This is a genomic window from Streptomyces sp. NPDC030820, from assembly GCF_055572075.1.
In genome coordinates this window covers 292,995-306,047 of sequence record NZ_JBVIEB010000012.1, presented here as the reverse complement: position 1 = coordinate 306,047, position 13,053 = coordinate 292,995, and the positions used below count along the sequence as shown (strand labels likewise).

At 70.0% G+C, this 13,053-nt stretch carries 10 protein-coding genes and 1 pseudogene; 8 read left to right on the top strand and 3 right to left on the bottom strand.

Annotation, left to right across the window (positions count from 1 at the left end; all coding sequences use genetic code 11):
- Positions 1–88: 88 nt before the first annotated feature.
- From ACZ418_RS31200 to ACZ418_RS31185, 4 genes are all read left to right on the top strand, one after another.
- On the top strand, positions 89–1,039 hold the full coding sequence (locus tag ACZ418_RS31200; protein WP_468369602.1) for a carbohydrate ABC transporter permease: 951 nt from the start codon (positions 89–91) through the stop codon (positions 1,037–1,039).
- Positions 1,036–1,860, top strand: a complete 825-nt coding sequence (locus ACZ418_RS31195) for a carbohydrate ABC transporter permease (protein WP_468369599.1) — start codon at positions 1,036–1,038, stop codon at positions 1,858–1,860. The genes ACZ418_RS31200 and ACZ418_RS31195 overlap by 4 nt, the downstream gene beginning before the upstream one ends.
- A 76-nt stretch (positions 1,861–1,936) precedes the next feature.
- Positions 1,937–3,673, top strand: a complete 1,737-nt coding sequence (locus tag ACZ418_RS31190) for an amylo-alpha-1,6-glucosidase (protein ID WP_468369597.1) — start codon at positions 1,937–1,939, stop codon at positions 3,671–3,673.
- 70 nt (positions 3,674–3,743) lie between these two features.
- Entirely contained in the window at positions 3,744–5,591 is a 1,848-nt protein-coding gene (locus ACZ418_RS31185; protein ID WP_468369594.1) for an RICIN domain-containing protein, read from the top strand.
- 86 nt (positions 5,592–5,677) lie between these two features.
- Here the strand turns inward: ACZ418_RS31185 and ACZ418_RS31180 are convergent, their stop codons facing one another.
- Complete coding sequence (locus ACZ418_RS31180) at positions 5,678–6,598, bottom strand: LysR family transcriptional regulator (RefSeq protein WP_468369592.1); 921 nt, start codon at positions 6,596–6,598, stop codon at positions 5,678–5,680.
- Between the two features lie 167 nt (positions 6,599–6,765).
- On the opposite strand from ACZ418_RS31180, the gene ACZ418_RS31175 reads away from it, so the two are divergent.
- The 3 genes from ACZ418_RS31175 to amaB are packed head-to-tail and all read left to right on the top strand — an operon-like array spanning position 6,766 to position 10,916.
- Positions 6,766–7,938 carry an NAD(P)/FAD-dependent oxidoreductase gene (locus tag ACZ418_RS31175; protein ID WP_468369590.1) on the top strand — a complete coding sequence of 391 codons (1,173 nt, stop codon included), beginning with the start codon at positions 6,766–6,768 and terminating at the stop codon, positions 7,936–7,938.
- A gap of 22 nt (positions 7,939–7,960) precedes the next feature.
- A complete protein-coding gene (hglS, locus tag ACZ418_RS31170) occupies positions 7,961–9,358 on the top strand; it encodes a 2-oxoadipate dioxygenase/decarboxylase (protein ID WP_468369587.1) in 1,398 nt (465 codons plus the stop codon).
- A gap of 28 nt (positions 9,359–9,386) precedes the next feature.
- Positions 9,387–10,916 (top strand): L-piperidine-6-carboxylate dehydrogenase, encoded by a 1,530-nt coding sequence (gene amaB / locus ACZ418_RS31165; protein WP_468369585.1) that lies wholly within the window; start codon positions 9,387–9,389, stop codon positions 10,914–10,916.
- Here amaB and ACZ418_RS31160 read toward each other — a convergent pair.
- Positions 10,903–11,850 (bottom strand): DUF2867 domain-containing protein, encoded by a 948-nt coding sequence (locus tag ACZ418_RS31160; RefSeq protein WP_468369582.1) that lies wholly within the window; start codon positions 11,848–11,850, stop codon positions 10,903–10,905. The two genes, amaB and ACZ418_RS31160, sit on opposite strands and share 14 nt — an antisense overlap.
- A 53-nt stretch (positions 11,851–11,903) precedes the next feature.
- Here ACZ418_RS31160 and ACZ418_RS31155 point away from each other — a divergent pair, with 53 nt between their 5' ends.
- Entirely contained in the window at positions 11,904–12,509 is a 606-nt protein-coding gene (locus ACZ418_RS31155) for a TetR/AcrR family transcriptional regulator (protein ID WP_468369579.1), read from the top strand.
- Between the two features lie 15 nt (positions 12,510–12,524).
- Here ACZ418_RS31155 and ACZ418_RS31150 read toward each other — a convergent pair.
- A pseudogene (locus ACZ418_RS31150) lies at positions 12,525–13,040 on the bottom strand (SDR family NAD(P)-dependent oxidoreductase); the annotation flags it as partial.
- Positions 13,041–13,053: the final 13 nt, after the last annotated feature.

Below are 13,053 nucleotides of genomic sequence, written 5' to 3'. Positions count from 1 at the left end.
GCTCTTTGTTTTTGTCCCGTTCTGCCGCAAGGTGACCCGACCCAGGGTGTTTTGGGGAACCCACACAAAAAATTTCCGGGAACCCTGGTTGGAGCGTGTTGGGGGGGGGGGGGGCCCCCCCCCCCCCCCCCCGGCCCCCGCCGCGAAACGCCGCCGGCCCACCTCCACACAGTGGGCCGCCTGGGGCTTCCTCGCCCCGGTGACCCTCTACCTCGCCCTCTTCTACGCCTATCCGCTCTACCGCAACCTTGACCTGAGCCTTCGCGACTACACCGTCCGCTCCTTCGTCCAGGGCGATGCGCCGTTCACGGGTATGGCGAACTACCGCACCGTCTTCGCCGACCCGACCTTCGCCCCGGCCCTGCTCCACACCGCGGTCTTCACCGCCGTGTGCCTGGGCTTCCAGTACGCCATCGGACTCGCCCTCGCGGTGTTCTTCAACCAGAACTTCCGGCTCTCGGCCACGCTCCGTGCCCTGTTCCTGGTGCCCTGGCTGCTGCCGCTGATCGTCTCGGCCTCCACCTGGTCGTGGATGCTGAGCAGCGAGTCGGGCGTCGTCAACGCCGCCCTGCACGCCATCGGAATAGGGCCGGTGAACTGGCTGACCTCGCCGTCCTGGTCGCTGACCTCGGTGATCATCGCGAACATCTGGATCGGCGTCCCGTTCAACCTGGTCGTCCTCTACAGCGGCCTGCAGTCCATCCCCTCGAACCTGTACGAGGCCGCCGCCATCGACGGGGCGAACGCCTGGCAGCGCTTCTGGCGCGTCACCTTCCCGCTGCTGCGCCCGGTGTCCGCGATCACCCTGCTGCTGGGGCTGATCTACACGCTCAAGGTCTTCGACATCATCTGGATCATGACCAAGGGCGGCCCGGCGGACTCGTCCACCACCTTCGCCACCTGGTCCTACCAGCTCGGCTTCGGCAACCTCCTGCCGGCCTTCGGCCCCGGCGCGGCCGTCGGGAACCTGCTCGTGGTCGCCGCACTGGTCTTCGGCCTGGTCTACGTCCGGGCGCAGAGAAAGCAGGCGCTGTCATGAGCCGAAGCCGCAAACGTACGTGGGTGAAGACCACGATCGGCGTCCTGCTGACCGCGATCATGCTCTTCCCGGTCTACTGGATGCTCAACGTCTCCCTCACCCGCGACCAGGACATGCGCAAGAGCCCGCCGAACCTGCTGCCGCTGCACGGCACCCTGTCCGGTTACCGGACCGTCCTGGACGAGCAGCTGCCCTACCTCGGCACCAGCCTCGTCATCGGCCTGGGCACCGTCGTCCTGACCGTCGCCCTGTCCGCACCCGCCGGCTACGCCCTGGCCAAGCTGCGCCCGCGCGGCGGAGGCATCCTGAACTTCGTGCTGCTGGCCGCCCAGATGATCCCCGGCATCATCATGGCGATGGGCTTCTACGCCATCTACCTCCAGCTCGGCCTGCTGCAGTCCGTCCCAGGCCTGATCGTCGCCGACTCCACCCTGGCCGTCCCCTTCGGCGTCCTCATCTTCACCGCGTTCATGTCCGGCATCCCCGGGGAACTGCTCCAGGCCGCGACGACCGACGGCGCCGGACCCCTGCGTACCTTCTGGTCCATCGTCCTGCCGATCAGCCGCAACGCCGTCGTCACGGTGTCCCTGTTCGCGTTCCTGTGGTCCTGGTCCGACTTCGTCTTCGCCAGCACCCTGGTCAACGGCGGTGCTCACGAGCCGATCACTCTCGGCATCTACCACTACATCGGCAACAACAACCAGCAGTGGAACGCCATCATGGCCACCGCCGTCGTCGCCTCGCTGCCCGCAGCGGTCATCCTCGTCCTCGCCCAGCGCTACGTCGCCGCCGGCGTGACCGCCGGCGCCGTCAAGGACTGAGCCCCCCGCCACGTCGGCCGACCCTCTCGCGCGTCGGCCGGCCATCGCCCCCTGCTCCAGAAACGAGTCACACCACATGACCGCCGCCCGATCCGGCCCGGCATTCTCCGTCCATGACATCCCGTTCAGCACGTACGGATCCTGGTTCGACATATCGCCCGTGGTGGCCGAGAAGACGTACGCCGAAGACCTCCACCTCGTCTCGCACCAGAACGGCATGCACGGCGTCCTGCGCCTCGTCCCGCTGGACCCGGCGACGGGCGACCGCGCCGAGACCCGGGTCGAGGCGACCCCAGCCTCGCTCGGCTGGATCGGCGAGAGCGGGCGCGTCGACCTCGCCTACGAGTCGCCGGACACCGTGCGCCTGCGGGGGAGTGGACTGGGCTTCGGCGTCTTCGCCGCCGCGCAGGCCCTGACCGCGTTCAGCGGAACGTACTTCTTCCACGACCCGGCGGCGGACGCGCACATCTTCACGTCGTACGAGACCGGACGCCGCTACCGCGTCACCGTGCTGTCCGGCACCCTCGCCGAGGCGGCCGGAGCCCAGGCCCTGGGCAGCGCCGACCGCGGTGTCGCCGTGACCGCGGAGACGAACGACACCTGGGAGATCGCGGTCGAGGAACTCGACACCGCCCGCCCGCCGTACGCGTCCTCGGAGGGCTTCGACGACATCGTGGAGTCCGCGCGGGGCGGGTTCGCGGACTTCGTGGACGCGGTGGCTCCCTGGCGCTCGTCCGCCACCCCGGCCGCCGAACTCGCCGCCTACGTCCTCTGGTCGGCGACCGTACGGCCGACGGGCCTGGTCACCCGGCCCGGCGTGCTGATGTCCAAGCATTGGATGGACAAGGTCTGGAGCTGGGACCACTGCTTCAACGCCCTGGCCCTGGCCCCGGGAGCACCGCAGCTGGCCCTGGACCAATTCCACCTGCCCTTCGATCACCAGGACGCCTCCGGCGCCCTGCCCGACTCGGTCACCCACTCCGAGGTCCTCCACAACTTCGTCAAGCCGCCCATCCACGGCTGGGCCTTCGGCCACCTCCGCCGCCGACTGCCGACACCGCCCAGCCTGGCCGAACTGGCCGAGGCGTACGACCGGTTGACGCGCTGGACCGACTTCTGGCTCACCGCACGGCGCGCGCCCGGAGCCGAACTCGCCTACTACCAGCACGGCAACGACAGTGGTTGGGACAACGCCACCACCTTCGATCCCGAGCGGGTGGTCGTCACCGCTGACCTGGCCGCATTCCTCGTCCTTCAGTTGCACGAACTCGCCGCTCTGGCCGCCGAGTTGAGCAGGCCGGACGAAGGGTCCCGGTGGGCTCGCACGGCCGAGGAGATACAGACGGCACTGTTCGCCCAGCTGTGGACCGGCGACCGGTTCGTCGCCCGGGGGGCCGAGACCGGGTACACCTGGAGCAGCGCCAGCCTCCTCGACCTGATGCCCATCGTGCTGGGCGAGCACCTGCCCGGCGAGATCAGCAGTGCGCTGGCCGACCGCATCAAGGCCCACCTGACGCCGTACGGCCTGGCCACCGAACTGACCACCTCACCGCACTACCTCGCCGACGGCTACTGGCGCGGCCCGATCTGGGCCCCCGCCACGGTCCTGATCGAGGACGGCCTGCGCCGCGCCGGCCACCACCGGCTGGCAGACGACATCAGCGCCCGCTTCCGCGCCCTGTGCGAAATCCACGGCTTCGCCGAGAACTTCGACGCCCTCGCCGGAACGGGCCTGCGCGACCGCGCCTACACCTGGACCGCCGCGAGCTACCTCCTCCTCGCGGAAGCGCACGTACACCGAGACGGCCACTGACCGGTTGCCTCCCCACAGCCCCGGGACCACTCGGGCCCCGGTTCCTTCTCCTTTCCCCAGGAGCCGCACAATGAAGTCGCCCATCCCCGGAACCGCCACCCGCACCAGACGCCGAGCCCTCTCCTGCGTCGCCGTCCTCATGGCGGCCGTCGCCTCGACCCTGGTGCCCGCCACCCCTTCCCAGGCCGTGGACACCAGCGTCACCGTCGACTTCGCCACCGCCGGCGGTGCCCCGACCTTCCACGCGTCCGGCATGATCTACGGCATGACGCCGGACGGCTCGCTGCCGCAGGACCACTTCTTCAAGGACATCAAGTGGCACTTCATGCGGGCCGGCGGCGCGCAACTCAACAGCGGCGGGTACGCCACCAGCCTGGCCGACTACCGGACCCGCTGGAACTCGACCCTCGCGCAGTACAAGCGGACGGTCGCGCTCGGCGGCACGTTCGTGCTGCTCCCGCACGACCTGTGGGGCGCGGACGGGACCACCAACCAGGGATGGCCGGGCGACAACGGTGACTGGACGCAGTTCGACAGCTTCGTCACGCAGCTCATCAACGACGTCAAGGCCAACAACATGACCGTCGAGTGGGATCTGTGGAACGAGCCCGACGGTGCCGGGTTCTGGAAGCCCTCGCAGGCGCAGTACCTGCAGATGTGGTCGCGCTTCCACGCCCGGGTCCGGGCGGCCTTCCCGGGCCAGCTCATCGTCGGACCCAGCATGGCCTCCCAGCCGAACCCATCCAACACCTGGTGGACCACCTACCTGAACTACGTCAAGGCCAACAACGTCGCCCCCGACATCTACAGCTGGCACGACGAGCCGGGCGACCCCGCCACCGACGTCGGCCGAGCCAACTCCACGCTGTCAGCAGCCGGGTTGACCAACACGCGCCCGTACCAGATCAACGAGTACGCCACCCTGTCCATGCAGTCCCCGGGCGGCGGCGCCTGGTTCATCGGCCGTCTGGAGCGCGCCGGCGCCGACGGTCTGCGGGGGAACTGGGCCTCCGGCACCGGACTGCACGACGACGAGGCGAACCTGCTCACCAAGAACAGCACCGGACAGTACCTGCCTCTGGGCGAGTGGTTCATGTACCGCTACTACGGCTCGCAGACCGGCAACATCGTCAACTTCGTCCCCGGCACCAACACCGACGGCCTCGCCACCAAGGACAACACCGCCAGGAACGCCAAGATCCTGCTCGGCAGCAGCGGCAACACCGGCACGGTCACCGTGAACCTCACCGGACTCAACACCACGTCGGTGGTGGAGAACGGTCAAGTTCGTGCGGTCGTCCAGCGTGTCCCGTACAACGGCGGCGCCGCGGTGGCCGGACCGCAGACGATCTCCGACACCACCCTGACCGTCAGCAACAACGCAGCCTCGGTGAGCGTCCCCTGGTCGAACGCCAAGGACGGTTACACCGTCACCTTGCTGCCGCCGTCCAACACGACGATCTCGACCGTCGCGGTCAGCGAGAACAGCGGGCAGTGCCTCGACGACACCAACCTGAGCACCGCGAACGGCACGCAGTACCAGCAGTGGTACTGCGAGGGCGGCTACCAGCAGATGCTCGACCTCAAGCCCGTGAGCGGCAAGACGAACACGTACACCGTGGTGAACGAGCTCAGCGGCAAGTGCCTGGACGTCTCCGGGGCGTCCACCGCCGACGGCGCCGCTGTCATCCAGTACACCTGCAACGGCGGAACGAACCAGCAGTTCACCCTCAACCCCGTGACCGCACTCGGCAACAGCAAGGACTACCAGCTGGTAGCCGTCCACAGCGGCAAGTGCGTCGACGTCAGCAACGTCTCCACCACGGCCGGCGCGCTGATCCACCAGTGGACCTGCGACCCGGCGAGCGCGCTGAGCACCAAGAAGAACCAGATCTGGCGTCTCTCCGGCAAGAACTGACACCCGGTAGCCCTCCGGACCTCATCCCTTCGGATGCCCGGCTCTTGCCCTCCTCGTGCGGTCAGGGTGTGCTCCCGGCTCGCTGCTCACGCCTGGGCGGGGACCGGCGGGCGCCGGCCCGCGGAGGCCCTCAGGACGTCGACCAGGGCCGCCACCGTCGGTCGGTGTTCCGCGAACGAACGGAACACCACGACGATATGACGCATCATCACCTCGTGCAGGCCCAGGACATCGAGGCTGGACGGGCGCAGCCGGAGCATCAGATCCGTCACCACGCTGACCCCGACGCCGGCCTCGACCAGGGCCAGGGTGGCGGCCGTGTCCGTCACCTCGTGCAGCACCTGCGGCTCGAAACCGGCCCGGCGGCAGGCGGTGAGCACGGCGCGACCGTAGTAGCTGCCGACCGACGGCAGGATCCATCCCATTTCCCTGGTGTCGGCGAGCGAGACCTCCGGCCGGCCGGGCATGGCCCCGGTGGGTACCGCGAGCGAGAAGCGTTCCCTGGACAGCTCCATCACCCGCAGGGACGGATCTCGCGGGATGGGCACGTCCGGGTAGTCCAGCCCCAGCGCCAGATCGACGCTTCCCCCGGCGACCGCGTCGTACACCTCGTCCACGTCCATGTCCCGGCTGCGCACGGTCATACCTGGATGCCGCTCGCGTACCTGCCGCAGAGCCGGTGGCAGGATCTCGGCGGCGGCCGTGGCGAAGAGGCCGATGCGCAGCGTGCCGGAGATCTCGTTGCGGGTGCGCTCCAGCGCCTCGACAGCCTCAGCCTCCGTGGTGAGGATGCGCTCGGCGTGCAGGGCCAGCGTCACCCCGGCGTCGGTGAGCTCCACTCGCCGCCCCGCTCGCCGCAGCAGTTGCATGCCGGTGGCCTTCTCCAGCGCGGTGATCTGCTGCGAGACCCCGCCGGGGGTGTATCCCAGGGCCTCCGCGACCGCGGTGATGGTGCCGCGCCTGGTCAGCTCCACCAGGGAGCGCAACTGCGCACTCGACCAGTCCATATAGGAATCCTAAAAGATCAGAAGCACTGATCGTTGATGGACGTCAACGGTGAGGTTGCTCCACGATGACGCACAGACAGCTGATCGGCATCACCCGGTACTGACAGCCCGCCACCCTGGAAACGGACCGTCCGGGTCCGAGGGGGCCCCTTGAAGGGAGCGGCCCGTTGTCCTCCTCCGCCTTCCGCACCGTTCCCGCCTCTGCCGATGTCGTGATCATCGGTGGCGGCGTGATGGGTGTGAGCACCGCGTTCCACCTCGCTGAGGCGGGGGTGCGGAACATCGTCGTCGTCGAGCGTGGCGAGCTCGGCTGCGGCAGCTCCGGCAAACCGATCGGAGGAGTACGCGCCCAGTTCTCCGACCCGCTCAACATCGAACTGGGCAACCGCAGCCTGCGCGCCTACCAGGAGTTCCGCCACCGGCCCGGCGCCGACATCGGGCTCGACACCGTCGGCTACCTCTTCCTGCTCGACAGCGACCAGCAGGTGAGCGACTTCGAGGCCGGCGTCGAGCTGCAGAACAGCCTGGACGTGCCGAGCCGCATGATCAGCCCCGAGGACGCCCAGCGCCTGTGTCCCTACGTCGGCACCGACGGTCTTGTCGCCGCCGTGTACTCCCCGGCCGACGGACACGCCCGCCCCGGACTGGTCGTCCAGGGATACGCGCGGGCCGCGGCGCGAGCCGGCGTCACCATCGCCACCCACACGGAGGTCTCCGGCATCGACACGGCCGGCGATCGCGTCACCGGTGTGCACACCGACCAGGGCCGCATCGCGTGCTCCACCGTCATCTGCGCGGCAGGCGCCTGGTCGGCGCACATCGGCGACATGGTCGGCGTCGACCTCCCGGTACGGCCGGTGAAACGGCAGTTGGCCTTCACCGTGCCGCTGACCCCGCCCGCCCCGCGCATCCCGTTCACCATCGACTTCTCGTCGTCCGCCTACTTCCACAACAGCGACGACGGACTGCTCTTCGGCCTCGCCGACCCCGACCAGAAGGAAGGCTTCGACACCACCTGGACCCCGGACTGGCTCGAGCTGTTCCGCACCGCCGCCCGCCATCGCGCCCCGGCTCTGGCCGACATGAAGACCATCGGCGGCTGGGCGGGCCTGTACGAGGTCACGCCGGACCACAACGCGCTGATCGGCCGCTCCGGTGAGCTGCCGGGCTTCCTGTACGCCACCGGGTTCTCCGGTCACGGCTTCCTGCAGGCGCCCGCGGTCGGCGAGGTCATGCGCGACCTGTACCTGGAGCGCGCGCCGTTCACCGACATCTCCCCGCTCGGAGCTGACCGGTTCCACCACGGCGCCGAGATCCGCCCCGAAGCTCACGTGGTGTGACCCCCGATCGAAAGGCCGAACCATGTCGACGATCAGTCAGTGGCAGCTGCGGGCCGCGTTCGCCGCGCGGTTGTCGGAGATGTACGGGCAGGAGGTGCCCGCCTACACCACGCTGGTGGACGTCTCGCGCGAGGTCAACGAGGACGTCCTGCGCGCGCGGGGGGCCGGCGCCGAACGCCTCGGCTCCATCGGCCGGGTGACCGCCGAGCGGCATGGCGCGATCCGCGTCGGCACACCGCGGGAACTGCAGCAGGTGGCCCGCGTCTTCGCCGCCCTCGGCATGCACCCGGTCGGCTTCTACGACCTGCGGGAGGCCGCTGCCAGTGCCGTCCCCGTCGTCTCCACCGCCTTCCGGCCCATCGACGGCGAGGAACTGGCACGCAACCCCTTCCGGGTGTTCACCTCCCTGCTCACCCCCGCCGACCCCCGTTTCTTCGACGCCGATCTGCGTTCGCGCCTGGAAAACTTCCTCGCAAGCCGCGAACTCTTTCCCCCGGAACTGCTCGCGCTGGCCGACCGGGCCGAAGCCGACCGGGAACTGCCGGGGAACGACGCCGAGCGCTTCCTGCACCTTGCCGTGGCCGCCTTCGAGTTGTCCAGCGAGCCGGTCGACAGGGCGTGGTACGAGACGCTGGAGCGGATCTCCGCCGTCGCCGCGGACATCGGCGGCGTACGCAGCACGCACATCAACCACCTCACCCCACGTGTCCTCGACATCGACGAGCTGTACCGCCGTATGACCGAGCGCGGCATCGAGATGATCGACACCATCCAGGGTCCGCCGGCCTGGAAGGGCCCCGATGTGCTGCTGCGGCAGACTTCCTTCCGGGCCCTGGCCGAGCCCCGCGCCATGCGCCTCGCGGACGGCAGCGTCGAAGACGGCGCCCTGCGCGTACGCTTCGGCGAGGTCGAGGCCCGCGGCATCGCCCTCACCCGTGAGGGCCGCGCCCTGTACGACGAACTCCTCGGCCACATCGACGAGCAGGCGTCCCGGAACCCCTCGGAGGCCCGCAGCGACATCGCGCGCGCCGTATGGGAGCGGCACATGCCGGGCAGCGAGCAGGAACTCGCCGCCGAGGGGCTGGCCTACTTCACCTACCGGCTCGCGGGCGAACGACCCCGCGACGGCAGCAAGCCGCCCACCAGCATCAGCGAACTGGTACAGCAGGGCTGGGTACACGCCGAGCCGATCGTCTACGAGGACTTCCTGCCCCGCTCCGCCGCCGGCATCTTCCAGTCCAACCTCAGCGGCGAGGGCACCCGCGACAACGACCAGCAGGGCACCGCCTACGAGGCCGGCTGGCTCTCCGGCGCCATCGGCCGCGAGGTCCTGGATCCCTTCGCCCTCTACGAGCAGCAGCAGAACCACTCCATCGCACACGTCGCCCATGAGCTGGGCCTCACCGGCGCCCTCGGCTGACTCCTCACACCTACCCACAAGGACCACCATGACCAGCACCGCACTGCCCACCACGGACGACCTGCGCGCCCGCGCCCGCGCCGGCCTCAGGAACATCGGCGTCGACGTGGCGGAGGGCAACGACTTCCCTGCCCGCACCCCCCTCACCGGCGAGAACCTCTTCGGGCTGACGGCAGCCACCGACGCGGACACCGAGGAGGCCATCACAGCCGCCCGTGCGGCCTTCCTCACCTGGCGCACCACGCCCGCGCCGCGCCGCGGCGAACTCGTGCGCCGCCTGGGCGAGTTGCTGCGCGAGCACAAGAGCGACCTGGCCGACCTCGTCACCATCGAGGCGGGCAAGATCCGCTCCGAGGCGCTCGGCGAGATCCAGGAGATGATCGACATCTGCGACTTCGCCGTAGGCCTGTCCCGTCAGCTCTACGGCCGTACGATCGCCTCCGAACGCCCCGGCCACCGGCTGGCCGAGACCTGGCATCCGCTCGGGGTGGTCGGTGTCATCTCCGCCTTCAACTTCCCCGCCGCCGTGTGGTCCTGGAACACCGCCGTCGCCCTCGTCTGCGGCGACACCGTGGTCTGGAAGCCCTCGGAGCTCACGCCGCTGATCTCCCTGGCCTGCCACCACCTGCTCGCCCGCGCCGCCGACGAGGTCGGCGCGCCCCGGGACGTTCACCGCCTCCTGCTCGGCGACCGTGCAGTCGGCGAGCAACTCGTCGACGACCCCCGCGTCGCCCTCGTGAGTGCCACCGGCTCCACCCGCATGGGCCGCGAGGTCGGCCCCCGCGTCGCCGCCCGTTTCGGCCGCAGCCTGCTGGAACTCGGCGGCAACAACGCCGCGATCGTCACCCCGTCCGCCGACCTCGACCTCGCCGTCCCGGCCATCGTCTTCGCCGCGGCCGGCACCGCGGGCCAGCGCTGCACCACCCTGCGCCGCCTCATCGTCCACCGCGACATCGCCGACGCCCTCATCGAGCGACTGACCGCCGCCTACACCAAGCTGCCCATCGGCAACCCGTTCGACGACTCCACCCTGGTCGGCCCGCTCATCTCCACCGCGGCGCTCGACGCCATGCGGGGCGCCATGACCCGGGTCCAGGCCCAGGGCGGCAAGATCCTGGCCGGCGGAAACCGGCGCCTGGCCGAGGCGGCACCCGCGGCCGCCTACACCGAGCCCGTCCTCGTCCGCGTCGACGAACAGACCGACGTCGTACGGGAGGAGACCTTCGCACCGATCCTGTACGTCCTCACCTACGACACCCTCGACGAGGCGATCGCGGTGCACAACGACGTCCCCCAGGGCCTGTCGTCCAGCATCTTCACCCGCGACCAGCAGGAGGCCGAGATCTTCCTGTCCGCCGCCGGTTCCGACTGCGGCATCGCCAACGTCAACATCGGCACCTCCGGAGCCGAGATCGGCGGTGCCTTCGGCGGCGAGAAGGACACCGGCGGCGGCCGGGAGTCCGGCTCGGACGCCTGGAAGGCCTATATGCGCCCGGCCACCAACACCATCAACTATTCGAGTGAACTCGCCCTCGCCCAGGGCGTCAGCTTCCTCTGACGAGGCCCCTCGAAACAGGTGAACGCTCCTCTGGCGTGGGATACCGTGCGCGCTCGGCGGCGCTGGGAGCTGTGAGGGCGATGCGCCGGTGGATGCGGCGGAGCATGGTGCGGGCCATGAAGGGGTGGACGCGCTTGACCACGGCCCAGTACAACCTGCCGCGCCAGTTGTGGATCCGCACCACCGTGCTGAGCGTGACCTGACGGTCGTCGACGAAGATCGAGGCGCGGAAGTCGAGGTGGCCGGCGTCCTCACCCAGCAGCACCTCGCCGCGCTCGCGGCCCACCACGGGGAAGGATGCGCCCCGCAGGACACCCCGCCAGGACTCGGGGTCCCGGGGCATCCCCGGACGCATCGTCATCCGCCACGCGTCGCTGTAGTCGGTCCGCTCGAAGGCGGCACGGGCCAGGCGAGCGCCCGTCGGGAGGTCGCTCGCGGCGGCCCTCTCCCACGTCAGCCGGTGGAGCAGCCGGACCCACGGCGACCAGCGGACAGGGTTGGCCGCCGCCCCGGTGGCGGCCCGCTCGGCGTTGTCGAAGAGCTCTTCCACCACCGTGTCGTGCATCCGCCGCACCGCCAGGGCCCAGCGCAGAACCATCGGGCCGCGGCGTTCCAGCTCCAGGCTGTGCCGCACGCGGCAGCGATCCTGACTCAGCGGCTCGATGACGAACTCATGGTGGCCGCTCACGGGCGGGTTGAAGTCGAAGCGGGCGCGGCGGCCGGGCTCGTAGGCGGTGACGCGGTAGCGGACGAAGCCGTGGCCGCCGTCCGCGCCGACGCCCAGGGGTCGGTCGAAGAGCATCGGGGGCCAGGCCGGCGTGGGCCAGATCGGGTCGTGGGGCGAGGAAAGGCGGTCGAGTAGGGCCCCGACGGCCTCTGCGGGGGCCTCGATGGTGCGCTCGTGGACATTGCGGATCGTGCGGAACCTGCGCATAGCGCGCCTCCATACGCTGCCGTATGTTGTCGACCATACGGTAGCGTATGGGCATGGTGCGACGGCGTGACGGGGTGGGCGACGAGAGTCGCCGGAAGCGGCTGACGGCGCAGGACTGGGCGGACGCGGCCCTGTCAGCCATGGGCGAAGGGGGTCTCACAGCGGTCGCCGTCGAGCCGCTCGCCGCTCGTCTGGGCACCACCAAGGGCAGCTTCTACTGGCATTTCGCCAACCGCGAGGCGCTGATCGAGGCCGCACTCGACCGCTGGGAGCAGAGGGCGACCGAGGCGATCATCGCGGGGCTGGCGTCCGAGCCGGATCCGGAGAAGCGGCTGCGCAGGCTGTTCTCCGAGGCGTCCGAACTCGCCGCCCACGACCCGCTGGAGGTTTCCCTGCCCGCTTCGGCCGGACACCCGCAGGTTGCCGCCGTACTGCGCCGGGTGACGGAGCGTCGAGTCGGCTACCTGGCGCAGCTCTTCGTGGAACTGGGTTTCCCCGCGGAGCAGGCACGCCGCCGTGCACTGCTGGCGTACACCGGCTACCTCGGGCACACCCAGCTGACCCACGCGGTGCCGGAGACCCTCCCGGCCGGCGAGGACGGCAGACGCTATCTGGACTCGGTGCTCGACACGCTGATGACGGCCGCCCCGGAGTCCTGAAACCCGCCCATGTGTTCAGACGGCGCTCAGCCCACCGTCGACCACCAGGCTCTGTCCGGTGATGTAGGAGGCGCGGTCGGAGAGCAGGAAGGTGACGGCTTCGGCCACCTCCCAGGCGGTGCCCTGGCGTCCGAGCGGTATGCGGGTGAACGAGGCGGAACGCGACGCACGCCCTGCCGAGGCCTCGCGGCCCATCGGGGTGTCGATCAGGCCCGGGACGACCAGATTGGCGCGGATCCCGCGCGGTGCGCCCTCCTTGGCGACATGGCGGGTGAGACCGAACAGGCCGGCCTTGGAACTGTCGTAGGCGGGCGAGTTGGTGGCGGCGCGCAGACCCGCCACGGAACCGACGAAGACGATCGATCCTCCGTCGGCGATCGCGGGCAGTCCGTACTTGGCGGCGAGGAAGGGGGCGCTCAGGTTGAGCGAGAGCACGCGTTCCCACTGCTGCGGTGAGGTGTCCGCCAGGCCCGCGCCGAGTCCGATGCCGACGTTGACCACGAGCGCGTCGAGCGCGCCGAGTTCGCGGACGGCCCCGGCCGCT

Coding starts and splice junctions, on each gene's coding strand:
- ACZ418_RS31185 (WP_468369594.1), top strand. CDS start 3,744: ATGAAGTCGCCCATCCCCGGAACCGCCACCCGCACCAGACGCCGAGCC.
- ACZ418_RS31155 (WP_468369579.1), top strand. CDS start 11,904: ATGGTGCGACGGCGTGACGGGGTGGGCGACGAGAGTCGCCGGAAGCGG.
- ACZ418_RS31180 (WP_468369592.1), bottom strand. CDS start 6,598: ATGGACTGGTCGAGTGCGCAGTTGCGCTCCCTGGTGGAGCTGACCAGG.
- ACZ418_RS31190 (WP_468369597.1), top strand. CDS start 1,937: ATGACCGCCGCCCGATCCGGCCCGGCATTCTCCGTCCATGACATCCCG.
- ACZ418_RS31195 (WP_468369599.1), top strand. CDS start 1,036: ATGAGCCGAAGCCGCAAACGTACGTGGGTGAAGACCACGATCGGCGTC.
- hglS (WP_468369587.1), top strand. CDS start 7,961: ATGTCGACGATCAGTCAGTGGCAGCTGCGGGCCGCGTTCGCCGCGCGG.
- ACZ418_RS31160 (WP_468369582.1), bottom strand. CDS start 11,850: ATGCGCAGGTTCCGCACGATCCGCAATGTCCACGAGCGCACCATCGAG.
- amaB (WP_468369585.1), top strand. CDS start 9,387: ATGACCAGCACCGCACTGCCCACCACGGACGACCTGCGCGCCCGCGCC.